Genomic DNA, 25446 nt, shown 5'->3' on the forward strand with positions numbered 1-25446 from the left:
ATGCAAGGTAGCAGAAGTGAAAGAAGGCGAATATATATGTTTGTAGCAGAACATGAAGTTGAAATCCGTTATGCGGAAACAGATCAAATGGGTGTTGTTTACCATTCAAACTATTTAGTGTGGCTTGAATTAGGTCGCACGAAACTTATACAAGATTTAGGGTTTTCATATGTTGAAATGGAGAAAGAAGGAATTATTTCTCCTGTGTTAGATTTGCAAATTTCTTATCGTAAAGCGATGCGTTACGGGGAAAAAGCAATTGTAAAAACGTGGGTTGATACAGTGAGCCCGCTTCGCGTTGTATATGGATATGAAATATATAATGGTGAAGGTGAACTTTGTATTACGGCAAGTACGACAAATATTTGTGCGAAAAAAGAAGGGTTCAGGCCCGTATCATTTAAAAAGTTCTATCCAGAGTGGTATGCGAAATATGAGGAAATTAAGAAAAAATAAAAAAGCGTGGCGGAAGCCACGTTTTTTTATTTTTCATAATTAAATTGCGGGAAATCATCACCGTCGTTAAATGTAACAGATAAATTATGTCCATCGAAGAACCATTCATCATCGCTTTCAATAAAGAAGTTAATACCTTCTTCTTGAATTTGAACAGCAGGATGTGCAGGATCATCTTTACGAATACCTAAAGAAAGTCCTTTTTGCACAGTACTACAACCGCCATATTGTACGAAAAGGCGCAGTGTTTCACCCGATTGTAAGTTTAATTCGTTTTTATACCATTGTGCTGCTTCTTTTGTTACGGAAAGATTCATGTATAGTTCCTCCAAATTATGTTGCTTTTTCTTTAGTATAAAAAATAACGCAAAAAGACGCTATTAATATGCTTCACGTTTTCTTTTTGCGTTATGTGGGTTACGATCTTATTTTTTCTTTTTTGAAAAGTTTGCTTTCGGTTCAGTTTTATTTATAATTCGTCCAATATTTGCACGGTGTTTATAAATAACCATACCTGCTAATAAACACATCGCAATAATGAAGATTTTATCCCCGCTAACAATTGATGCGATAACGGCAACGACAGCTGTTACCATAGAAGAAAGTGATACGTATCTTGTTGTAAATAAAAGGCTGAAAAAGACAACAGCTAAAATTGCAAAAACAACTGGTGAGTAGCATAATAGCACGCCAGCAGAAGTTGCAACTGCTTTACCGCCACGGAATTTCGCGAAAATCGGATACACATGTCCAAGAACAGCTGCTAATCCGAACCATAGTGGATGAATGTCTAACGCGAAAATAATCGGTAGACTCGTTGCTAATGTACCTTTTAAAATGTCAGCAATTGTAACGATAAAACCTGCTTTTTTCCCTAGTGTGCGGAATGTATTTGTTCCGCCTAAATTACCGCTCCCGTGCTCACGAATGTCAATTCCATAACCAATCTTTCCAACGACTAGTGCAAATGGAATCGAGCCAAGTAAGTAGGCAACGATAAATAAAAGATATGTAGTAATCATAAGTTCAGTCTCCTTTATTCAAATGTGTTGATAAAGGGTAAAAAGAGTTTTTCCCGTATATTGTACCATACATTTGTAAAGAGCACATTTCTTTTTTGTAAATGAAAAATTCATTATTTCGTGCAAAAAATTTCACAGGAATGTTACATTTCTCACAGAAACCCTTTGACTATATGTAGTAACATTTTAATTAAAAGACAACAACATATTGGTGGAGGGTTATAAATGTTACAAAAAAATACACGTGGAGAAGAATTAATGAGAATATTTGAGACAATAGTCCACGGCAATGAACAAGATTTAATGCAAGAAAATGCAAATGTAGACGGCCGCTCTCCGATGGGAGTAATGGGAACGTTCGCATCTGAGAGTGCGAAATATTACGCTGTTGAAAATTTATTGTCAGATTCAGTGAAAAAAGCGATAAATGAAAATATATTATATCCGCATGATTTAGATTTTTATGCGACTGGAACGACAACTTGTTCGCAAATTCCGTTAGCGCAAATGCTTGCGAACGGTTTTCATACCGGACATGGACATATGAGACAACCGCAAGACATTAAAAGTGCATTAGCTCTTTCATCTATTATTTTTCAAGCGAATCAAAATATGCAGCACGGTGGTCAATCGTTTGCACTCTTTGATGTTGATTTAGCTCCATATGTGAGAAAAACAGTAGAGAGACATAAGAAACGATTACAGTCATATCCGCTTACGAAAGAACAAATAGAAGAATTTGCGTGGAAAGAAACAGAAAATGATACGTATCAGGCGTGTGAAGCTTTTATTCATAATTCAAATAGTATGCATAGTAGGGGCGGGGGACAAGTACCGTTTATTTCTATTAATTATGGAACAGACACATCGAAAGAAGGAAGACTTTTAATTAAACAACTTTTAAAAGCGACACAAGCTGGTCTTGGTAAAGGGGAAACACCAATTTTTCCTATTCAAATTTTTAAAATGAAAAAAGGTGTGAATTTTGAAGAAAGTGATCCGAACTATGATTTATTTGAATTAGCGTTAGAGACAACGGCTGAACGATTATTCCCTAACTTTTCATTTTTAGATGCGCCATTTAATGCTGTGCATTATGATGGAAGACCGGAAAGTGAAGTATGTTACATGGGATGTCGTACTCGTGTTATGTCGAACGTACATGGAGAAGAAACGGCGATTGGAAGAGGGAATTTATCATTTACATCTATTAATTTAGTGAAATTAGCGTTAATTAGTGGTTCAAAAGAAGCGTTTTTTGAAGCGTTAAATTATTATTTAGATGTAGGAATCCAGCAATTATTAGAGAGATTTGAGTATCAATGTACGAAACGAGCAAGAGATTTTCGATTTTTATATTCACAAGGTGTATGGCGCGGTGGAGAAAAGTTACAGCCTGAAGATTCTGTAGCATCGATTTTAAAGCAAGGGACGTTAAGTCTTGGTTTTATCGGTCTTGCGGAGTGTTTAGTAGCTTTAACAGGAAAGCATCACGGAGAAGATGAAGAATCATGGAAACTCGGATATGAAATTATTTCCTTTATGAGAGATAGAATGGATAAAGCGACAGAAGAACATGAACTGAATTTCTCAGTCATTGCAACTCCTGCAGAAGGGTTATCAGGGAAGTTTGTGAAAAAGGATAGGGAAGAATTTGGCGTGATTAGCGGTATAACTAATCATAATTACTATACGAATTCATTCCATATTCCAGTTTATTATAACATGCAAGCGATAAATAAAATTCGTTTAGAAGGCCCGTTCCACGCTCTATGTAACGGGGGACATATTACGTATATTGAACTAGATGGAGCAGCAATGCATAACAAGAAGGCATTAAAACAAATTGTACAAGCGATGGCAGAGAATGGCGTTGGATACGGTTCAATTAATCACCCTGTTGACCGTTGTAAGTGCTGTAGTTATCACGGAGTTATTGGAAATGGATGTCCGAGCTGCGGAAATGAAGATGAGGCTAACATAGAAAGAATTCGCCGTATAACAGGTTATCTTGTAGGAGATATGTCGAAGTGGAATAGTGCGAAACGTAGTGAAGAGATGGATCGGGTGAAGCATAAATGAAAGTGATGAACATCATTCATGATAGTGTAGTAGATGGAGAAGGGTTGCGGACAGTCGTGTTTTTTGCGGGCTGTCCGCATCGTTGTTTCGGCTGCCATAATCCGAAATCGTGGAATATTTGTAATGGAACTGAAATGACAGTAGAAGAAATTGTGAAAGAGATTGCAAGTAATCCATTAACTGATGTAACATTTTCAGGTGGAGATCCATTTTTTCAAGCTGCTGAAGTGAAACAAGTAGCAAGAGCAGTGAAAGATTTGAAAAAAAATTTATGGATGTATACAGGTTATACGTTAGAAGAGATACAGAGTTCTCAAAATAATGATATGATAGAGTTGTTACATTATGGGGATGTTTTAGTCGATGGAAGATTTGAAATCGAGAAAAAAGATTTAACACTTCCATTTCGCGGAAGCTCCAATCAACGTATTATTCGATTGAAAGAGTAAAAAGGCGGGATAGATTATATGAATAAAACAGTATTACTTGTCGAAGATGAAAGAAGATTACGTGAAATTGTTAGCGATTATTTTCGTAATGAAGGTTTTGAAGTAATCGAAGCAGAAGACGGAAAAAAAGCGCTAGAATTATTTGCAGAGCATGAAATCGATTTAATTATGTTAGATATTATGTTACCAGAAATAGATGGATGGTCTGTTTGTAGACGAATTCGAAAAGAATCAGCAGTGCCAATTATTATGCTAACAGCACGTTCGGATGAAGATGATACATTACTAGGATTTGAATTAGGTGCAGATGAATATGTAACGAAACCTTTCAGCCCGAAAGTGTTAGTAGCTCGAGCAAAGACTTTATTGAAGCGTGCGGATGGCGTGGTGGGAGTAGCTGAAGAAAATGCTATGTCTTTAGCTGGAATAGAAGTGAATCGTCTATCTAGAACCGTTTTAGTAGATGGAGAAGAAATTATATTAACACATAAAGAATTTGAACTTCTCGTTTATTTAATGGAGAACAAAGGAATTGTGTTGTCACGTCAACATTTATTAGATCAGTTATGGGGATATGACTATTACGGTGATGACCGAACGGTTGATACTCATATTAAAAAACTACGAAATAAGCTAGGAGATAAAGCGAAGCATATCGGTACTGTTATTCGTGTTGGTTATAAATTTGAAGAATAACGCGGAACGTATTGTGCGCTTCACTCTAGGAAAATAACAATTTTATATCCTCTTTTGCAGGTAGAATGTACAAAAAATGCTTTTTTTGTCTACAATGTTAAATAAGCGTATTTTTTTAATTGGATTTCACGATGAGTTCACAAGAAGGACACAAAACGTGACTATACTGAAAATACGAATTCACCAGAGAGGGGAAGTAAACATGGGATATTACGACGGACCAAATTTAAATGAAGAGCATAGTGAAACGAGAGAAGTGAGAAAATCGGGCAGTAAAAAAGGCTATTTTTTCACAGGTTTAGTTGGAGCTGTAGTTGGGGCTGTTTCAATTAGTTTTGCAGCACCATATATGCCATGGGCTCAAAATAATGGAGCGGCGGTATCATCATTTAGTTCAGATTCGAAAGTAGAAGGTACTGTAGTTCCTGTTGTCAATAAAGCAAAAAATGAGACTGATTTACCTGGGATGATTGAAGGCGCGAAAGATGTTGTTGTAGGTGTTATTAATATGCAACAAAGCATTGATCCATTTGCAATGCAACCGACAGGTCAAGAACAACAAGCCGGTTCAGGGTCAGGTGTGATTTATAAAAAAGCAGGAAATAAAGCATATATTGTAACAAACAACCACGTAGTAGATGGAGCAAATAAACTTGCTGTAAAACTAAGTGATGGTAAAAAAGTAGATGCAAAGCTTGTAGGGAAAGACCCTTGGTTAGATTTAGCGGTTGTAGAAATTGATGGATCTAATGTAAATAAAGTTGCCACTTTAGGTGATTCAAGTAAAATCCGTGCGGGTGAAAAAGCAATTGCGATCGGTAACCCACTAGGGTTTGATGGAAGTGTAACGGAAGGTATAATCAGTAGTAAAGAACGTGAAATTCCAGTTGATATTGATGGGGACAAACGTCCAGATTGGCAAGCACAAGTTATTCAAACAGATGCAGCGATCAATCCAGGTAATAGTGGTGGTGCGTTATTTAACCAAAACGGTGAAATAATTGGGATTAATTCAAGTAAAATTGCACAACAAGAAGTTGAAGGAATTGGATTTGCTATTCCAATTAATATCGCAAAGCCAGTTATTGAATCACTTGAAAAAGACGGAGTAGTGAAACGTCCAGCCCTTGGAGTAGGTGTTGTTTCATTAGAAGATGTGCAAGCTTATGCAGTAAATCAATTGAAAGTACCGAAAGACGTAACAAACGGCGTTGTATTAGGTAAAATTTACCCAATATCACCGGCCGAAAAAGCTGGTTTAGAGCAATATGATATTGTAGTAGCATTAGATAATCAAAAAGTAGAGAATGCTCTTCAATTCCGTAAATATTTATATGAAAAGAAAAAAGTAGGCGAGAAAGTGGAAGTTACATTCTATCGTAACGGTCAAAAAATGACGAAAACAGCTACTTTAGCAGATAACTCAGCTACAAAGAATCAATAATCGGAATAAAAGAAAGTCTCTTTCATATTGAAAGAGACTTTCTTTATCGGCTATACTAAAGGAATAGGAGGGATTAATTATGATGATTGAAAACCCAACTCGTACGGAAATTGGTGAAGTATTAAAGAAAAGCAAAACAATTGCGGTTGTTGGATTATCAGATAAGCCAGAACGTACATCGTATATGGTGTCAAAAGCAATGCAAGATGCTGGGTATCGCATTATTCCAGTAAACCCAACAGTAGATGAAGTGCTTGGAGAAAAGGCAGTTGCTTCACTAAAAGATATTAAGGAACATGTTGACATTGTAAATGTATTCCGCCGTTCAGAATTTTTAATGGATGTTGCAAAAGAATTTGTGGAGATTGATGCAGATGTTTTTTGGGCACAATTAGGAGTACAAGATGAAGATACATATCAACTTTTAAAAGAAAAAGACTATACTGTAATAATGGATCGTTGCATAAAAGTAGAACATGCAATGACAAAATAGTATAGATTGTAAAGTTAGAAAGATTGCTTCAGCCCTTATTATAGATAAGTAGGGCCGATGAACGAGGTGTTCATCATGAGATTTTTTAAAGGCTGTTTTTGGGGATTGTTACTTGTAATCCCGTTTTGGATCTTGATCATTTGGATCATAATAAAGGTTTGGAATATGTAATCTTGGCATACATATCCATTTCTCGTTGACAAACGATTATTTTTCTGAAATAGTAGCCTAGAGGAATCCTTGTGAAAAAACAAGGATTTTTCTATTGAAAATGGTATATAAAAGAGATAAGATAACTTGCCAAAACTATAGTCGAGGCGTTATTCTATAATAGAAACATATGTTCTGATTTTGGATTAGGAAAGGGGCAAGGAGTTTGGCGAAGCATCAGTTCCAATATAATGAAGATGCGATTCAAGTGTTAGAAGGACTTGAAGCCGTTCGAAAACGCCCGGGTATGTATATCGGGAGCACGGACAGCCGTGGATTGCATCATTTAGTATACGAAATAGTAGATAACTCCGTTGATGAAGCGTTAGCGGGATTTGGCGACGAAATTTCTGTCGTAATACATAAAGATAATAGTATTAGCGTTATTGATAAAGGGCGAGGAATGCCTACGGGAATGCATAAACTTGGGAAACCGACACCTGAAGTTATTTTAACTGTACTTCATGCAGGCGGTAAGTTTGGTCAAGGTGGCTATAAAACAAGCGGTGGTTTACACGGTGTTGGGGCATCAGTTGTAAACGCCTTATCAGAATGGTTAGTCGTAACGATTAAGCGTGACGGAAATATTTATGAACAACGCTTTGAAAATGGTGGTGTTCCTGTAACGACGCTTGAAAAAATCGGAAAGACGAAAGAATCTGGTACGACAATGCATTTTAAACCAGATACAACAATTTTCAGTACAACAAATTATAACTATGAAACTTTATGTGAAAGATTACGCGAATCTGCATTTTTATTAAAAGGGATGAAAATCTCAATAAAAGATGAACGAAATGATTTAGAAGATGTGTTTCATTATGAAACAGGAATTGAAGCTTTCGTTTCATACTTAAACGAAGAGAAAGATTCGATTCATCCAGTTGTATATTTCTCTGGTGAACAAAATGGAATTGAGGCAGAGCTAGCATTTCAATTTAACGATGGCTACTCAGAAAATATTCTATCGTTTGTAAATAACGTACGTACAAAAGATGGTGGAACACATGAAGCTGGATTTAAGACAGCAATGACGCGTGTGTTTAATGAGTATGCTCGTAAAGTTTCGCTATTAAAAGAAAAAGATAAAAACTTAGAAGGTACAGATATTCGTGAAGGTGTAGCGGCTATTGTTTCTGTACGTGTACCAGAAGAAGTACTTCAGTTTGAAGGACAAACGAAGGGGAAACTAGGTACAAGTGAAGCTCGTTCTTCAATTGATGCCATTGTATCAGAGCATTTAGCTTACTTTTTAGAAGAAAACCCGGACGTAGCTACACTTCTTGTGAGAAAAGCAATTAAAGCAGCACAAGCACGTGAAGCCGCTCGTAAAGCGAGAGAAGAAGCGCGTACTGGTAAAAAGAAAAAGAAATCAGAAGGTACATTAAGTGGTAAATTAACACCCGCACAATCACGTAATCCGCAGAAAAATGAACTGTACCTAGTAGAGGGTGACTCTGCCGGTGGTTCTGCGAAACAAGGACGAGATCGACGTTTCCAAGCGGTATTACCATTACGTGGTAAAGTAATTAATACAGAAAAAGCAAAGCTTGCTGATATCTTTAAAAATGAAGAAATTAATACAATCATTTATGCAATTGGCGGCGGTGTAGGCAATGAATTCGATGTGGAAGATATTAACTACGATAAAGTTGTCATTATGACCGATGCTGATACAGACGGGGCGCATATTCAAGTATTGTTATTAACATTCTTCTACAGATATATGAAACCACTTATCGAAGCTGGTAAAGTGTTTATCGCACTTCCTCCTTTATACAAAGTAAGTAAAGGAAAAGGAAAAAGTGAAGTAATTGAATACGCATGGTCAGATGATGAATTAGATGAAGTAACGAAAAAAGTTGGAAAAGGTTACATGTTACAGCGTTATAAAGGACTTGGCGAAATGAATGCGGATCAATTATGGGAAACAACGATGAATCCTGAAACGCGTACATTAATTCGCGTGAAAATTGATGATGCAGCGAGGGCAGAGCGCCGCGTTACAACATTAATGGGTGATAAAGTAGAACCGCGTCGTAAATGGATTGAGCGTAATGTACAGTTTGGTATGCAAGAAGAAGGAAATATTTTAGAAAATGAAATGATTATGGAGACGGAGGTGGAATAACATGCAAGCAGAGAAGTTTCATGACCTCCCGCTTGAAGACGTGTTAGGTGATCGCTTTGCACGTTATAGTAAATATATTATTCAAGATCGCGCGCTTCCAGATGCGCGTGACGGTTTAAAGCCGGTACAAAGACGTATTTTATATTCTATGTATGTAGAAGGAAACGTGCACGATAAAGCATTCCGTAAGTCAGCTAAAACAGTCGGTAACGTTATTGGTAATTATCATCCGCATGGCGATTCCTCTGTATATGAGGCGATGGTACGTTTAAGCCAAACTTGGAAAGTACGTAATGTTTTAGTTGAGATGCATGGTAATAACGGTAGTGTTGACGGGGATCCAGCAGCAGCAATGCGTTATACGGAAGCCCGATTATCACCAATTGCATCTGAGTTATTACGTGATCTTGATAAAGAAACAGTAGAATTCGTATCCAATTTTGATGATACGAGTGAAGAACCGGTTGTTTTACCAGCAGCGTTCCCGAACTTATTAGTGAACGGATCTACAGGGATTTCCGCTGGTTATGCAACAGAAATTCCTCCGCATCATCTTGGAGAAGTTATTGACGCTACAATGATGCGTATTGATAAACCGAATAGTACTGTTGATGATTTATTAACAGTTATGAAAGGACCTGATTTCCCAACAGGTGGTATTATTCAAGGGATTGACGGTATTAAAAAGGCGTATGAAACAGGTAAAGGTAAAATTATTATTCGCGGGAAAGCAGAAGTTGAAACGGTTCGTGGTGGGAAACAGCAAATCGTAATTACTGAAATTCCATACGAAGTAAATAAAGCAAACCTTGTTAAGAAAATGGATGAGTTACGTCTAGATAAAAAATTAGATGGCATTGCTGAAGTGCGTGATGAGACAGATCGTACAGGTCTTCGCATTGTCGTAGAATTAAAAAAAGAAGCAAATTCTGAAGGTATTTTAAATTATTTATATAAAAATACAGATTTGCAAATACCATATAACTTTAATATGGTAGCGATTAATAATCGTCGTCCAACGCTTATGACATTACCGAAAATTTTAGATGCATATATTGGGCATCAAAAAGAAGTTGTTACGAGACGTTCACAATATGAATTAAGAAAAGCAGAAAATCGTCAACATATTGTAGAAGGTTTAAAGAAAGCATTATCGATTTTAGACCAAGTTATTGAAACGATTCGAGCTTCAAAAGATAAGCGTAATGCAAAAGATAATTTAAGTGCGAAATTTGGATTTACAGAAGCGCAAGCGGAAGCAATTGTATCCTTGCAATTATATCGTTTAACGAATACAGATATTACAGCACTACAACAAGAGGCAGATGAGCTTAATAAGAAAATTATTGAGCTACAGGCAATTTTACAAAGTGAAAAAAGATTACTTCAAGTAATTAAAACAGATTTAAAGAGAGTTAAGAAAACATATAGTGATGATCGACGCGCGATTATTGAAGATCAAATCGAGGAAATTAAAATCGATGTAGAAGTGATGATCCCACAAGAAGATGTCATCGTTACTGTAACGAAAGAAGGATATGTGAAACGTACTGGATGGCGCTCACATAATGCCTCAAACGGCAAAGACTTCGGTATGAAAGAGGGTGACATCTTACTTGAACGATTCGATACGAATACGACAGAGACAGTCCTCTTATTTACGAATAAAGGAAACTATATATATTTGCCAGTATACGAAATGCCAGATATTCGTTGGAAAGATTTAGGTCAGCACGTTGCTAATATCGTTTCACTCGACCGGGATGAAACCATTATTTGGGCAACTGTCGTACCGAACTTTGAGGAAGAAAAGCGATTTATCGTATTTGTAACAAAGAATGGTATGATTAAGAAGACAGAATTAAACCAATATAAAGTACAGCGTTACTCAAGAGCGTTCGTTGCTGTAAACTTGAAAAAAGATGATGAAGTTGTTGATATATTTGCGACAGATGGAACGAGTGATATCGTTCTTGCTACACACGGTGCATATGCACTTATTTTCCATGAAGATGAAGTAAGTCCAGTCGGTGTAAGAGCCGCTGGTGTGAAAGCAATTAATTTAAAAGAAGATGACTATGTTGCTGCTGGTAAGCCATTAAATGGTGACAAAGATCAACTTATTCTCGTAACGCAGCGTGGTGCTGTAAAACGCCTAAAAGCATCAGAAATTGAGAAATCAACGAGGGCGAAGCGAGGTCTTGTTATTTTCAAAGAGTTAAAACGTAATCCATACCGCATTGTCGGTATTGAAGTCGTTAGAGACGATGAACTAGTTTACATGAAGACAGAGAAACATATAGTAGAAGAAATTGATCCGAAAGCGTATCGAAATAAGGACAGGTATAGTAACGGTAGTTTAGTACTAGATGTTAATGATACTGGTGAAGTTATTGAAACGTGGACGAAAAAACGCCCGGAATAAAAAAAGCATCTTGCCATGAATAATGGCAAGATGCTTTTTTCTAGGCAATTTATTATGTGAATAATAATAATCTTGTTATAATAATTGAATGAAATCGTTCTCATGAAGTGAAACTTAAATGAGTGGGGGTCTAACTGCCCACAAATAGCGGGATAAATGGAGGGGCAGCAACATGAAAAAAATAGGTGTAGGGATTGTAGGGTTTGGATTTTCTAGTACAACATTTCACATCCCATTATTACAAACGATAGAAGAATACGATATTCGTGCCATATTATCTTCAAAAGAAGAGGTAGTAAAAGAAATATTACCGAATGCTAACGTCGTTAGTACAATTGATGAATTGGTGAAGCGAGATGATATTGACTTAGTCGTCATTACTTCACCAAATACAACTCATTTTCCATATGTAAAAGAAGCAATATTAAACGGTAAGCATGTTGTTGTAGAGAAACCATTTGTTGTTTCAATTGAAGAAGGAGAAGAGCTTATTTCATTAGCAGAGCAGCATAATGTCGTATTAAGTGTATATCATAATCGTCGTTTTGATAATGATTTCTTAACAATTAAGAAATTATTAGAAGAAAATAGAATAGGGAACCTATACGCATATGAAGCGCATTTTGATCGTTTCCGTCCACATGTACGTGATCGCTGGAGAGAAAAGAACTTACCAGGATCAGGAATATTATATGATTTAGGATCGCATTTAATTGACCAAGCATTATCATTATTTGGGAAACCAAATGCGATAAGTGCAGATGTAATTAAGCAGCGACCAGGTGCAGAGGTGGATGATTATTTCCACATAGTACTTCACTACGGAGTTAAACGTGTCATTTTACGTAGTAGCAGTTATGTGAAAAAGGCAGGTCCACACTTTACAATGCATGGAGATAAAGGCTCTATCGTGAAATACGGTATGGATTCACAGGAAGAACAATTAAAAAAGGGAATGAAGCCAGGCGATAACGGTTACGGAGTAGACATTGAAGAGAATTTTGCTACTCTAGAAACAGAAGAAGAGTTAGTACGTATTCCAACAGAAGTCGGCTGTTATGACATGTACTATAAAGGTGTAAGAGATAGTATTATAAGTGGTGAGAAATTACCTGTAACAGCGCAAGAAGGTTTAGAAGTAATTAAGCTGATTCAATTAGCGGTTGAAAGTAGTGAAACGGGTAGAGTTATCACTGTAAAATAAAAAGACACGAATTTCGTGTCTTTTTTATTAGGAATATGAAAAATTATTTAGTTTAATCGCTTATCATACATTAACTGGATTTGGATGCCGTAAGGATCTTCAATAATACCATATGCTTCACTAAATACATTTTTTTCTAGTGGAGAGATTACCTTCACATTCTTATAGGAAATTAAATTATTATAAAATCTTTGTATTTCTTCTAAATTAGCGCTTTGAATGCAAAGTGACATGTTATTTCCAATGTTATAACCTTCGTTAGGATTCATTGTATCTTCTGCTATCATTAGCTTTGTATTCCCAATTTGTAAAACAGAGTGAGCAATATGATCTTTATTTTCACTTGTAATTTTGAAAGAACTATCTCTTTTCGCCAGTTCTTCATACGTAACAACCATTAACTTTTTGGCTTCTAAATTACGTATATAAAAATGAATTGCCTCCTTTGCTTGCCCATTCATTGAAAGAAAAATAGCTATTTCTAATGTCATAAATTTATAACTCCTTTATTAGTTAATAATTATAATATAGACTAAAAAGGTTTCAATACATGACACCTTTCGAGGAGGGAAATATGAAAAAAACGGAACGAATAAATGATATGCTTATTTTCTTAAATAATAAAAGATATTTTAATTTAAAAGATTTAATGGTTAGATATGATATTTCTAAAAGTACCGCGTTGCGAGATATTCAATCATTAGAAGAAATAGGTGTACCAATATATTCTGAACTAGGCAGAAATGGAAGTTATAAAATTATAGAAAATAGTGTGTTGTCACCAATTTATTTTAGTGTGGATGAAATGTATGCATTATATTTTTCAATTCTTACATTAAATGGATACAAGACAAAACCATTCAATATAGAAAGTATTGCGCTTGAAAATAAATTTAAACATGTCTTACCTGATAATGTGCGTAAAAATATTGCAATTATGGAACGAACGCTTTCTTTTGAAGTAACAAATCATAGTAATTTTAGTCCGTTCTTAAAAGAAATTTTGCAGGGGATTTTTGCTGAGCGAGTTTATCATTTAACATATTTAAAAAAAGATGTGGAGAAAGCCTTGATTGCACAATTTATTCGAATAGAATCTAAATTTGGCCAGTGGTATGCTAAAATCTTTAATTTTGAGACAAATAATGTTCAAATAATTAGATGTGATAAAATTCTTTCTATTATGGAAACAAGTAATACGAAGCCAAAAAATCTTGAGGAATTATTAAATTATCTTGCTACTTTTCACAGAAAACCTGATGCAATTGATTTTATTGTCATTGTTAATCAAAGAGGAAAAGACATTTTTGATAAAGAGAATTATCCTTCCATGAGGATACAAAAAGAAAATGAACATTATATTATAACAGGCTATTTCAATAAACAAGAAGTTGATTTTATCTCGAACTATTTTCTGAATTTCGGTGAAACGATTATCTCAATTCAGCCTGTTATGCTAAAAGAGTTAATCTATAATAAGGTGTTATCTATAAAGCAGCATTTCACTTCTTTAAGGTAAAGTTAGTTTTAGCCATTTATTTGACATGAAAAAGCCCTTGAGATTTAAATATCAAAGGGCTTTTTGTTGATTTTATTTGTTCTTTAGATACAATTATTTTTCTGGGACGGACAGTCCATAAAAGAACATCGTAACGATATCTTGTATATGTTTTTCACGATCTCTTTCAAGAAGTTGTGCTCCGAAATCATCCCCTAATTTAGTGAACATTTGAATGTAAAGTAACATCATTTCTTTAGTAAGGTGGGGATTAATTTCATTTTTTTGCTGTGCTTGTTCTAATATTTCTAAATACCAAGGCAAGATTTTTTCGTTTTGATAACTATAAATAAACTTTCGGAGCTCTTCATCTCTTTGCATCATTTGTAGTAACATATCCGGCTGAAATAACCCACCAGTATTCATTTTTCTTACAATCATTTTTTGCATCATATCATGAAAAGGTAATTTTTCCGCTGCAAGATCTTTATAATATTGAAATTCAGATATAATAAATTCTTGTATAAGCTCTCGAAATAACGCATCTTTACTTCCGAAATGATTATAAATGGTTACTTGAGAAACGTTTGCTTCTTTTGCAATATGTTCTATTTTCACTTCATTAAATCCGCGTTCTGAAAATAATAAGAAGGCTGCCTCTTTAATAGCACGTTTTTTCTTTTCTTTCACTTTTTCAAAGCCGTTCAATGCAATCACCTCAATTAAAATATACAAGAAAAAATAATGAAAAACAATAATATTTGAAATATAGACATATAAATATTTCAAAAAGTTGTTGCGAATATGAAAGATGAGGAGTACAATAATTTTGAAATATCATATATTAAATATTTCAAAAAATGAGGTGGAATTATGATTTCAGTTCAAAATGTCACAAAAAAATTTTCAAATGGAAAAGGTTTGTTTCATATCACATTTGAAGTGAAAGAAGGGGAAGTATTCGGTTACTTAGGACCAAATGGTGCCGGGAAATCCACAACAATTCGTAATTTAATGGGGTTTATAAAACCGACAGATGGTAAAGCGACAATTTTTGGATTGGATTGTTGGAATGAAGCAGCGAAAATTCAAAGAGAAGTTGGCTATCTACCAGGAGAAATCTCTTTTATTGAAGGAATGAACGGATTAGAGTTTTTGAAGTTAATGCAAGGAATGCGTGGGCTAAAGGATACGAAAAGACGAGATGAATTAATAGAACGTCTTCAATTTGATGTGAAAACACCAATTCGAAAAATGTCTAAAGGAATGAAGCAAAAAGTAGGGATTGTCGCTGCATTTATGCATGATCCAGAGGTGTTAATTTTAGATGAACCGACATCAGGACTTGATCCACTTATGCAGCAAGTGTTTATAGATTTAATAGTAGAGGAAAAGCAAAGAGGAAAAACAATTCTTATGTCTTCACATATTTTCACTGAGATTGAGCGTACATGTGACCGAGTAGCGATTATTAAAGATGGGCGCCTTGTAACGGTTGAAAATATTCATGATTTACAAAGTATGAGACGACAAGTGATAGATGTAACCGTATCATCAGAGGAAGAGATTAAATCTCTTACGCAATGTAATTTACAATTTGAAGCGGTAAAAGGTAGAGAGGCATCGATTATTGTACAAGGAAACTATCAAATTGTTTTACAAATACTTTCAAACTATAATGTAACAGCGCTTCAAACGAGAGCGATGGATTTAGAATATTTATTTATGCATTATTACGATAAGAAAGAAGGGGTAAAGCATGAATAAGCAATTGTTTTTAGCTAGTTTGAAAGAGACGCAAAAAAGTATTTTGAGTTACGCAACTGGTGCAGCTCTATATTTATGGTTGTTAATTTGGATATTCCCTTCAATGGTATCAGCGAAAGGTTTAAATGAATTAATAAGCGCTATGCCTGATAGTGTGAAAAAAATTGTTGGCATGGAAAGTCCGATTCAAAACGTAATGGATTTTTTAGCTGGTGAGTACTATAGTCTATTGTTTATTATCATATTAACAATTTTTTGCGTTACAGTTGCAACACATTTAATTGTCCGGCATGTAGATAAAGGGGCGATGGCATATTTATTAGCGACACCTGTATCTAGAGTGAAAATTGCAGTCACGCAAGCCTCTGTTCTCATATTAGGACTACTAATTATTGTAGTTGTTACGTATGTAGCGGGCATAGTAGGTGCGGAATGGTTTTTACAAGATAATAATTTAAATAAAGAATTATTCCTGAAGATAAATATAGTCGGAGGGCTCACATTTTTAGTCGTTAGTGCTTATTCATTTTTCTTTTCTTGTATATGTAATGATGAAAGAAAAGCACTTAGCTACTCAGCAAGTTTAACTATTTTATTTTTTGTACTAAATATGGTAGGTAAATTAAGTGATAAGTTAGAGTGGATGAAAAGTCTATCGTTATTTACACTGTTTCGTCCAAAAGAAATTGCGGAAGGAACGTATAATATATGGCCAGTAAGTATAGGTTTAGCTGCGGGAGCGCTTTGTATTTTTATAGTAGCGATTGTATTGTTTAAGAAGAGGGATTTACCGTTGTAGAGTAGAAAGTCCACTATATGAGTGGACTTTTTTTGATGAGGAGGAAACGAATGAGTTGCAGCTATATGTAAATGATGTAGAAAAGTCATTATTGTTCTATGAAGAAGTAATTGGTTTAAAGTTGTATAAACGAAATATGCATGCAGCACGTTTTAATTTCGACCAGTTTTCTTTATTACTAGTTAGTGATTCAAGATTGAATGAAAATCACTATTTTTACAATCGAAAAGAGATGAAGGGGAAGGGCTTTGAACTAATTATTGTTGTCAATCGGATTGAAGAAGTATATGAACGTTGTAAAGAGAATCGGTGCACAATACAAGAAGAAATTCAAACTTATCCATGGGAGATGAGAGGATTTAAAATTGTGGATCCAGATGGGTATTTCCTTAGAATTACATCTAAGTAAAGGTAAACATGAAAAATGTTTACCTTTTTTTATGAAAATATTCAAAAAAATGAACCTTTTTCTAGGCTCATCCGTCTAATACATGTAAAGTTAAATTTGAAGTGAGGATGAAACAGGAGGAGCAATTGTGAAAGTAATCCCTTTATATAAAATGATTGTAAAAGAAGAAACCGATGTTTCTTTAGCGAAAAAAGGTGATCATGAAGCATTTATGAGGCTTATACATACAGAAAAAGTAAAGATGTATCGTATTGCAAAGGCTATGTTACGTGATGAGACAAATATAGAGGATGCGATACAAACAACAATTTTAAAAGCCTATGAAAATATAAAAAAATTAAAGAAAGAAGAGTTTTTTCAAACTTGGTTGATTCGAATTTTAATGAATGAATGTAATAACATTATTAGAACGTATAAAAAGATAATTGTGACAGAAGAGAATGATTACAATATGAGTGCGTGCGATCAGTATGAAGATATAGATTTGTGTAATGCGATTCAATCGTTACATGAAGAGTTAAGAGCTGTTACGGTGCTTTATTATTATGAAGATATGAATCAAGAGAGTATAGCGAAGCTTTTAGAAGTACCAAAAGGAACAGTGAAATCGAGATTGGCACGTGCGAGGGAACAACTACAGAAACGATTAAAGATGGAATAGGGGGTGCAAAGGATGGATAATGAAAAAATATTTGATGAGAAATTAAAAAAGAGAATAAAAGAAGAGAGTGTTATAGTGCCACCAGAGTTAAATGAAAAGATCAATTGTACACTACATAATCTCCCGGTAAAAAAGAAAGGTTACAGAGTTTATATGATGGCTATAAGTGCTGCGGTTCTAGCACTTTCAATTGTGTCTATGTCGGAGTTTTCTGATCAAATTTTTGCTCAAAACGGCGGAGTGTTTGAATATGTAAAGAAAAAGGCATTTTCTGATTACGAAAACGAAGAGGAAATAAAAGCGAATGCAAATTATCCAGATAAAGAAAAGATTCATGAAAAGATGCTAGATTCCATTGATCATTTTAATAATATTTCAGGACAATTTGAGGAATATTCTAGTTCTTCAAGAATTGCTACAACATACAAATATGCGATTGATACGGAGCAACAAAGAGGTATCTCTTCGAAAGAAGATAAACTAGCGAAAAAACGAACAATTATATATAACGAGGGCAAGAAAAAAGAGTTTGATGACGAGAAGTATACATACAAAGAAACAAAATGGAGCCCGAAAGAAAGAAACTATGAACTATTAAAATTAAATCCTACGGAAAGGTTATTGAGAAAATCAGGTGAGAAAAAAAGATATGATGATGAATATGTGGGATTCGCGAAGTATAGTATTCAATCCGAATTTGCCGATCTATTAATTCGATATAAAGATTGGAATTATAAAGAAGCGAAGTATCTTGGACTTGATTGCTACAAAATAGAAGGGACAATAAATATAGAAATGCCTGTAAGTACATCTGAAGATTTAAGAGGGAAATTTGAAATGGTTGTAGAGAAAAATACAGGGATTATGCTAAAATTCCTTAGTTTCCACGAAGGTATGATTCAATATTCGATTACGACTGAATGGATACAAATAAACAAAGGGTTGAAAGAGAATGCATTTCAAAAGGATAGCGCTAAGTATGAAAAATTGAAAAATATATTAGATGAATAGAAAACGGAGGAAACGATATGGAGAATCATTCTTCTTCAAGAGAACAGAAAAATAAACGAAAATATAAAAAGACAACGATAGTAAGTGTATTGTTAGCGATATTACTATTTTGCGGATTTGGATATGGTACTTACGTATATATGAAAACTTCTAATCTCGTACAAAAATCAAATGTTAATTTAGCACGTGGTGAAAAATCAAATTTACGTGAGGAAACTGTAAAACCTATTACGAATAATGTTTCACTTTTAATTATGGGAATTGATGAAAATCAAGAACGACAAAAGGAGTATAATGGTGCATTTCATACAGATGCACTACTGTTAGCTACTTTTAATAAAGATGATAAGACTGTGAAATTAACGAGTATACCACGTGATACATACACATATGTTCCGGTTGAAAAGAAAAAAGATAAAATAACGCATGCATATGGAAGTGGTTTCGTTAAAAATGGTAAAGATGGAGGGCCGCAAGCTTCAGTGGAAGCGGTAGAAAAGTTATTACAAGTGCCTGTTGATTATTTTGTAAAGTTTAATTTTAATTCATTTACTAAAATTGTTGATGGATTAGATGGGATTGAAGTAGATGTCCCAGTTGAATTTACGGAGCAAAATAGTAAAGATGAACCTGACGCGATCCATTTGAAAAAAGGACTACAAAAATTAACAGGGGAAGAAGCACTTGCCTTAGCAAGAACTCGCCATATTGATAGTGATGCAATGAGAGGACAGCGCCAACAACTTGTTATTGAGGCGATTTTAAGTAAATTAAAAAGTGTAGGATCAATTACGAAGCTAGAAAAAATAGTCGAGGCGGTTGATGGTGATTTTAAAACAAATTTAGCAATGGATGATATTTTATCTTTTTATAAATACGGTTTAAATTGTTCGATTGAAAAAATTCAATTAGCAGGTGATGATTTATACTTACCTAATGGTCCAAATGGGCAACGTGTATATTATTATAATCCTAATAAAAAAGATTTGCAGAGTTTGAGTAATACGCTTAGAACACATTTAGGGTTAAGTGAAAAACAGATTGAGGAAAATTAAAGCAGATGTAATGTCTGCTTTTTTATTACGTTTAATAGTATGTACTTTATTCATTAATGTTATATACTATTTTCAAATTTAAGATAATAGTGTAACATAAAATTGTAGTTTAAGTTACATAACAGGGGGGCTATTACATAGAATATATCATTAGCAATTATTGAAAAAGTATGGGAGAAATGAAAGAAGCAGGGGAGTATCAAAAATGAGAATCGTAAAGAATTTAACATTTCAAGTTATTGTGGCCATTATTTGTGGTATTGCAGTAGGAGCTATTTGGCCGAGTGTTGGACAAGAGATGAAGCCAATTGGTGAAACGTTCATCAATATGATTAAAATGGTCATTGCACCGATTATCTTTTTAACAATTGTGCTTGGTATTGCAAGTATGGGAAGTATGAAAAAGGTAGGTCGTGTTGGTGGTAAGGCATTATTATATTTTGAAATTGTTACAACTGCGGCTTTAATTATTGGTATCATCATAGCGAATGTTGTACGTCCCGGAGATGGATTAGATCCCTCAAAGCTAAAGGGCGGAGATGTTTCGCAATATGTACAAAGCGGGCAAGAAATGAAGTGGGTGGATTTCTTTTTACATATTGTACCGTCTAACATGTTTGAAGCATTTGCAAAAGGTGATATTTTACAAGTGCTGTTCTTCTCCATTTTATTCGGTGCTGGGTTAACGATGTTAGGGAAAAATGGACAACCGGTAATCGATTTTTTTGAAAGGTTATCGAAAGTATTTTTTAACATTTTATCAATTGTAATGAAATTAGCACCGATTGGAGCATTCGGCGGGATGGCGTTTACAATTGGCAAATATGGTTTAAGTACACTTATTCCACTTGGTAAATTAATGATTTGTGTATATGCGACAATGGCATTATTTGTTTTTATTGTTTTAAATTTTATTTGTAAACTGTACAAATTTAGTTTGTGGAAATATTTAGCTCACATTAAAGAAGAATTACTCATTGTTCTCGGGACATCATCATCAGAATCAGTATTACCGCGAATGATGACAAAGATGGAAGACTTCGGATGTTCGAAGCCGGTAGTAGGTTTAGTCATTCCGACGGGATACTCTTTTAATTTAGATGGAACGACAATTTATTTATCGATGGCTACTATATTTTTAGCACAAGTCTTTCACGTCGATCTTTCACTAGGTCAACAATTAACGATAATAGCTATTTTGTTAGTTACATCTAAAGGAGCAGCCGCAGTAACAGGTGGAGGCTTTATTGTACTAGCGTCTACTTTATCTGCCATGAATGTTATTCCATTAGAAGGGTTAGCGCTATTACTTGGTGTAGATCGTTTCATGTCAGAAGCACGTGCTATCGTCAATTTAATTGGTAACGGTATTGCGACTGTAGTTGTTGCAAAAAGTGAAAATGAATTTGATGAAGAGAAGTATACGAGAGTAATAGAGGAAATGAAAAAAGAGAAAATGGCCGGATAAAAAGTCAGCTTTGCTGACTTTTTTATTTTTGTAGAAAAGAGGTTTGTTACGATATACATTATTTATTAACAATAATTTACAGGTGTTTTATAGTGGAAGGATATAAAGGTTATTAAATCAGTACATATAATTCAATGAGGTATAGTGTTTCGAAAGATTATGGAATTTTTATGAATATTACTGTAAAAAAATAATTTTTTAAAAATTTTCAATAATAACACTTTACAAAACTCAAAAAATTAGTAGAATAATAGTTAATAAGAATCTTCTGATAAACATATAAAGAAAAACAGAATTATCAGAAAATTCTTGAATGAGAGCGTTTAGAATTAGGGAGGGTACAGAAAGTGAAAAAGAAAAAAATGAAAAAACTAACAGCAGTTGTAGCACCAGTTTTAGCAATGAGTATGGCATTAACAGCATGTTCTACATCAGGCGGAGATAAGAAGACAAGCACAAATTCTAGCTCAGGCGGAGATAGCAAATCAGAAGAAAAATTAGCAGCGAAACAAGTACTAAATCGTACTGAAACAAATGAGATTCCAACAATGGATACTTCTAAAAATACAGATACATTAGGTTCTCAAATTTTAGGGAACACGATGGAAGGTTTATATCGATTAGATAAAGATAACAAACCAATCCCAGCTGCGGCAGAATCAAGCACGAAGAGTGAGGATGGTAAAAAATATACATTCAAATTACGTAAAGATGCAAAATGGTCAAATGGTGATCCTGTAACAGCGAAAGATTTCGTATATGCATGGCAACGTTTATTAGATCCAAAAACAGCTGCTGAGTATGCATTTATCGCATTCCCAATTAAAAATGCAGAAGCGGTTAATAAAGGGGAAAAACCTGTAACGGAACTAGGAGTAAAGGCAGTAGACGACCTTACTTTAGAAGTTGAATTAGAACAAGCAGTACCATACTTCTTAAACTTAGTAGCATTCCCATCGTACTATCCGTTAAATGAGAAATTTGTAACAGAAAAAGGGGATAAATTCGGTTTAGAGTCTGATACAACAGTATATAACGGACCGTTCGTTCTTACTGATTGGAAGCATGAGCAAGGCTGGAAACTAAAGAAAAACGATCAATATTGGGATAAAAAGACTGTAAAACTAGACGAAATTAACTATAGTGTAGTAAAAGAAGTAGCGACAAGAGTAAACTTATATGATACAAATGCAATTGACTTCGCGCTATTATCGGGTGAATTCGTTGATAAGTATAGAAACAATAAAGAAGAGTTTGGCACATACTCACAAGTAAGTACTTACTTCTTACGTATGAACCAAAAACGTGGCGGGCAAGATACACCGTTAAAGAGCCAAAAATTACGTGAAGCAATTGCATTATCAATTGATAAAAAGAATTTATCAAATGTTATTTTAAATGATGGATCTAAGCCTGCGGACTTCTTAGTACCAAAAGGATTAGCGACTGGACCAGACGGTAAAGACTTCCAAGAAACATTTAAAAATGGTATTAAACCAGATGCGAAAAAAGCAGCAGCTGCATGGGAAGAAGCGAAAAAAGAGCTTGGAAAAGACCAAGTTACAATTGAGTTATTAAACTATGACACTGGTAATGCGAAAAAAGTTGGGGAATATGTAAAAGATCAAATTGAGAAAAACTTAAAAGGTGTAACTGTTAATATTAAACTTCAACCATTCAAACAAAAACTGAAATTAGAAACAGAGCAAGATTATGATTTATCATATGCTGGTTGGGGACCTGACTACGCTGACCCAATGACATTCTTAGATATGTTCCAGTCTAATCATTCTCATAACCAAATGAGCTTCGCTGATCCGAAATATGATGATATGATCAAAAAAGCTGGCGGAGAATTAATGGGTGATGCGAAGAAACGTTGGGAAGAGCTAGGAAAAGCTGAGAAATTACTTCTTGAGCAAGATGTAGCACTTGTACCTTTATATCAACGTGGTGATGCATACGTTCAAAAACCAAATGCAAAAGGCATCGTTCACCATAACATTAGCCCAGAGTATAGCTTCAAGTGGGCATATATGACTGAAAAAGATGGGAAATAATTTTAAAGAATAATACTATCTTGAAGTGGATGCATACAAGTTTCTTAGCTTATTTTGTAGTAAGAATCTCGTTGTCCACGATAGAAAGATAAAATGATAGAGCATTCCAAAAGTAGACTATTGACTTTTGGAATGCTCTTTTATTATGAGATTAAATGTAAATGAACCGATAGATATAGATAATTTGTATAGTAACAACTGTGAAAAATGTCTTTTACTATTACAAAAAAATAATTTTTAGAATATTTTAAAAATAACTTTACAAAACCAGAAAAATTAGTAGAATATTAATTAATAAGAATTTTCTGATAACTAATTATTAGAAAATCTCTCAAAATGAGTTTCGTACATATAATTGGGGAGGGTATAAAAATGAAGAAAAAGATGAAAAAGTTCACGGCGGTTGTAGCGCCAGTTTTAGCGATGAGTATGGCGTTGACAGCGTGTTCTGGATCTGGTGGGGAGAAGAAAACAACTACGACGTCTAGTGGTGGTGGGGAAGAGAAAAAATCTGAAATTAAATACGCAGCGAAACAAGTGTTAAATCGTACAGAGAATCAAGAAATTCCGACGATGGATACGTCTAAATCTACTGATACGTTAGGGTCACAAATTTTAGGGAATACAATGGAAGGATTATATCGTCTTGATAAAGATAATAAGCCAATCCCAGCTGCAGCGGAATCTAGTACGAAGAGCGAGGATGGCAAAAAATATACATTTAAATTACGGAAAGATGCAAAATGGTCAAATGGTGATCCAGTAACAGCGAAAGATTTCGTATTTGCATGGCAGCGCTTACTGGATAAAAATACAGCGTCAGAATACGCATTTATTGCTTACTATATTAAAAACGCAGAGGCAATTAATAAAGGTGAAAAGCCACTAACAGATTTAGGGGCAAAAGCGGTAGATGATTATACGCTAGAAGTAGAATTAGAAAAACCGGTGCCGTATTTCTTGAATTTAATGGCATTCCCATCGTACTATCCTTTAAATGAAAAGTTCGTAAAAGAAAAAGGAGATAAATTCGGTTTAGAAGCAGATACAACGTTGTATAACGGACCGTTCGTTATGGCTTCATGGAAACATGAACAAGGATGGCAGCTAAAGAAAAATGATAAGTATTGGGATAAGAAGACTGTGAAATTAGAAGAAATTAACTATAGTGTAGTAAAAGAAGTTGCGACGAAAGTAAACTTATATGATACAGGATCAATTGATTTCACACTATTATCAGGAGAATTTGTTGATAAATATAAATCGAACAAAGAAGAGTATGGTGAGTACTCAGAAGCAAGTACATTCTTCTTACGTTTAAATCAAAAACGTAATGGACAAGACACACCGTTAAAGAGTAAAAAACTACGGGAAGCAATCGCATTATCAATTGATAAAAAAGGTTTAGCAAACGTTATTTTAAATAACGGTTCAAAAGCAACAGATCAATTGGTTCCAAAAGGGCTTGCGACAGGACCTGATGGTAAAGATTACCAAGATACATTTAAAAATGGTCTGAAATATAACCCGAAAAAAGGTGCAGCAGCTTGGGAAGAAGCGAAAAAAGAGCTTGGTAAAGATCAAGTTACAATTGAATTACTAAGCTATGATGATGGAACAGCGAAAAAAATTGCTGACTACTTTAAAGATCAAATTGAGAAAAACTTAAAAGGTGTAACGGTTAATACGAAAATTCAGCCGTTCAAACAAAAACTAAAATTAGAATCGGCACAAGATTATGAAATTTCATTTGCTGGTTGGAGTCCGGACTATGCGGATCCAATGACATTTATTGATATGTTCGAATCGAAGAGCCCATATAACCAAATGAGTTATTCGAATCCAAAATATGATGAAATGGTGAAAAAAGCAGGGAATGAATTAATGTCTGATGCGAAGAAGCGTTGGGAAACGTTAGGGAAAGCAGAAAAATTATTACTTGAAGAAGATGCAGGAATGGTACCTTTATATCAAACAGGTAGAGCATATGTAATGAAACCGAATGTAAAAGGCATTGTGAAACATAACATTAGTCCAGAGTATAGCTTTAAGTGGGCTTATGTAACGGAAGGGAAATAATAAAAAGGAGCGTGTTAAAAGATAATT

At 34.5% G+C, this 25446-nt stretch carries 23 protein-coding genes; 19 read left to right on the plus strand and 4 right to left on the minus strand.

Annotation, left to right across the window (positions count from 1 at the left end; all coding sequences use genetic code 11):
- Nucleotides 1-36: 36 nt before the first annotated feature.
- Nucleotides 37-456, plus strand: a complete 420-nt coding sequence (locus PDQ68_RS16965; protein ID WP_000495815.1) for an acyl-CoA thioesterase — start codon at nucleotides 37-39, stop codon at nucleotides 454-456.
- Nucleotides 457-482: 26 nt separating this feature from the next.
- On the opposite strand, the gene PDQ68_RS16970 is transcribed toward PDQ68_RS16965, so the two are convergent.
- Complete coding sequence (locus PDQ68_RS16970; RefSeq protein ID WP_001054446.1) at nucleotides 483-773, minus strand: HesB/YadR/YfhF family protein; 291 nt, start codon at nucleotides 771-773, stop codon at nucleotides 483-485.
- Nucleotides 774-881: 108 nt separating this feature from the next.
- On the minus strand, nucleotides 882-1478 hold the full coding sequence (plsY, locus tag PDQ68_RS16975; RefSeq protein WP_061183383.1) for a glycerol-3-phosphate 1-O-acyltransferase PlsY: 597 nt from the start codon (nucleotides 1476-1478) through the stop codon (nucleotides 882-884).
- A gap of 225 nt (nucleotides 1479-1703) precedes the next feature.
- On the opposite strand from plsY, the gene PDQ68_RS16980 reads away from it, so the two are divergent.
- The 8 genes from PDQ68_RS16980 (at nucleotide 1704) to PDQ68_RS17015 (ending at nucleotide 12612) form a co-directional block, all read left to right on the plus strand.
- Entirely contained in the window at nucleotides 1704-3560 is a 1857-nt protein-coding gene (locus PDQ68_RS16980; protein ID WP_061183382.1) for an anaerobic ribonucleoside triphosphate reductase, read from the plus strand.
- A complete protein-coding gene (gene nrdG / locus PDQ68_RS16985; protein WP_000867064.1) occupies nucleotides 3557-4009 on the plus strand; it encodes an anaerobic ribonucleoside-triphosphate reductase activating protein in 453 nt (150 codons plus the stop codon). The genes PDQ68_RS16980 and nrdG overlap by 4 nt, the downstream gene beginning before the upstream one ends.
- 18 nt (nucleotides 4010-4027) lie before the next feature.
- Nucleotides 4028-4705, plus strand: a complete 678-nt coding sequence (locus tag PDQ68_RS16990; RefSeq protein WP_001044683.1) for a response regulator transcription factor — start codon at nucleotides 4028-4030, stop codon at nucleotides 4703-4705.
- Between the two features lie 202 nt (nucleotides 4706-4907).
- Nucleotides 4908-6149: a S1C family serine protease gene (locus PDQ68_RS16995; RefSeq protein ID WP_000542636.1), complete on the plus strand. Its 1242-nt coding sequence runs from the start codon at nucleotides 4908-4910 to the stop codon at nucleotides 6147-6149.
- A 79-nt stretch (nucleotides 6150-6228) separates the two neighbouring features.
- Nucleotides 6229-6642, plus strand: a complete 414-nt coding sequence (locus PDQ68_RS17000; RefSeq protein ID WP_000972424.1) for a CoA-binding protein — start codon at nucleotides 6229-6231, stop codon at nucleotides 6640-6642.
- Nucleotides 6643-7018: 376 nt separating this feature from the next.
- Nucleotides 7019-8983 (plus strand): DNA topoisomerase IV subunit B, encoded by a 1965-nt coding sequence (gene parE / locus PDQ68_RS17005; protein ID WP_001062200.1) that lies wholly within the window; start codon nucleotides 7019-7021, stop codon nucleotides 8981-8983.
- A 1-nt stretch (nucleotide 8984) separates the two neighbouring features.
- Complete coding sequence (gene parC / locus PDQ68_RS17010; protein ID WP_061183381.1) at nucleotides 8985-11408, plus strand: DNA topoisomerase IV subunit A; 2424 nt, start codon at nucleotides 8985-8987, stop codon at nucleotides 11406-11408.
- Nucleotides 11409-11580: 172 nt separating this feature from the next.
- Nucleotides 11581-12612: an oxidoreductase gene (locus PDQ68_RS17015; RefSeq protein ID WP_061183380.1), complete on the plus strand. Its 1032-nt coding sequence runs from the start codon at nucleotides 11581-11583 to the stop codon at nucleotides 12610-12612.
- A 47-nt stretch (nucleotides 12613-12659) separates the two neighbouring features.
- Here PDQ68_RS17015 and PDQ68_RS17020 read toward each other — a convergent pair whose 3' ends face one another.
- Nucleotides 12660-13103, minus strand: coding sequence for a VOC family protein (locus tag PDQ68_RS17020; RefSeq protein ID WP_000171334.1), 444 nt, complete (start codon nucleotides 13101-13103; stop codon nucleotides 12660-12662).
- A gap of 59 nt (nucleotides 13104-13162) precedes the next feature.
- Here PDQ68_RS17020 and PDQ68_RS17025 point away from each other — a divergent pair, with 59 nt between their 5' ends.
- Nucleotides 13163-14131, plus strand: a complete 969-nt coding sequence (locus PDQ68_RS17025; RefSeq protein ID WP_062821458.1) for a helix-turn-helix transcriptional regulator — start codon at nucleotides 13163-13165, stop codon at nucleotides 14129-14131.
- A 93-nt stretch (nucleotides 14132-14224) separates the two neighbouring features.
- Here PDQ68_RS17025 and PDQ68_RS17030 read toward each other — a convergent pair whose 3' ends face one another.
- Nucleotides 14225-14845, minus strand: coding sequence for a TetR/AcrR family transcriptional regulator (locus tag PDQ68_RS17030; RefSeq protein WP_116733341.1), 621 nt, complete (start codon nucleotides 14843-14845; stop codon nucleotides 14225-14227).
- Between the two features lie 138 nt (nucleotides 14846-14983).
- Between PDQ68_RS17030 and PDQ68_RS17035 the strand changes: the two genes are divergently transcribed.
- From PDQ68_RS17035 to PDQ68_RS17075, 9 genes are all read left to right on the plus strand, one after another.
- Complete coding sequence (locus tag PDQ68_RS17035; protein ID WP_061182417.1) at nucleotides 14984-15877, plus strand: ABC transporter ATP-binding protein; 894 nt, start codon at nucleotides 14984-14986, stop codon at nucleotides 15875-15877.
- A complete protein-coding gene (locus tag PDQ68_RS17040; protein ID WP_001041456.1) occupies nucleotides 15870-16676 on the plus strand; it encodes an ABC transporter permease subunit in 807 nt (268 codons plus the stop codon). Before PDQ68_RS17035 ends, PDQ68_RS17040 begins: the two co-directional genes overlap by 8 nt.
- Before the next feature lie 55 nt (nucleotides 16677-16731).
- Nucleotides 16732-17085 carry a VOC family protein gene (locus tag PDQ68_RS17045; protein ID WP_061182418.1) on the plus strand — a complete coding sequence of 118 codons (354 nt, stop codon included), beginning with the start codon at nucleotides 16732-16734 and terminating at the stop codon, nucleotides 17083-17085.
- A 127-nt stretch (nucleotides 17086-17212) separates the two neighbouring features.
- Entirely contained in the window at nucleotides 17213-17746 is a 534-nt protein-coding gene (locus PDQ68_RS17050; RefSeq protein WP_000864742.1) for a sigma-70 family RNA polymerase sigma factor, read from the plus strand.
- 12 nt (nucleotides 17747-17758) lie between these two features.
- A complete protein-coding gene (locus tag PDQ68_RS17055; RefSeq protein ID WP_000368230.1) occupies nucleotides 17759-18757 on the plus strand; it encodes a hypothetical protein in 999 nt (332 codons plus the stop codon).
- A gap of 17 nt (nucleotides 18758-18774) precedes the next feature.
- Nucleotides 18775-19812: an LCP family protein gene (locus PDQ68_RS17060; protein WP_061182419.1), complete on the plus strand. Its 1038-nt coding sequence runs from the start codon at nucleotides 18775-18777 to the stop codon at nucleotides 19810-19812.
- Between the two features lie 205 nt (nucleotides 19813-20017).
- The gene (locus tag PDQ68_RS17065; RefSeq protein WP_061182420.1) at nucleotides 20018-21280 is read left to right on the plus strand and encodes a dicarboxylate/amino acid:cation symporter; all 1263 of its coding nucleotides are present in this window, start codon (nucleotides 20018-20020) and stop codon (nucleotides 21278-21280) included.
- Between the two features lie 347 nt (nucleotides 21281-21627).
- The gene (locus PDQ68_RS17070; protein ID WP_000727524.1) at nucleotides 21628-23340 is read left to right on the plus strand and encodes a peptide ABC transporter substrate-binding protein; all 1713 of its coding nucleotides are present in this window, start codon (nucleotides 21628-21630) and stop codon (nucleotides 23338-23340) included.
- Between the two features lie 372 nt (nucleotides 23341-23712).
- Complete coding sequence (locus PDQ68_RS17075) at nucleotides 23713-25419, plus strand: peptide ABC transporter substrate-binding protein (RefSeq protein ID WP_000728459.1); 1707 nt, start codon at nucleotides 23713-23715, stop codon at nucleotides 25417-25419.
- Nucleotides 25420-25446: the final 27 nt, after the last annotated feature.

It is taken from the genome of Bacillus cereus group sp. Bc010 (assembly GCF_027716745.1).
In the GTDB taxonomy this organism is placed as follows: domain Bacteria; phylum Bacillota; class Bacilli; order Bacillales; family Bacillaceae_G; genus Bacillus_A; species Bacillus_A pacificus.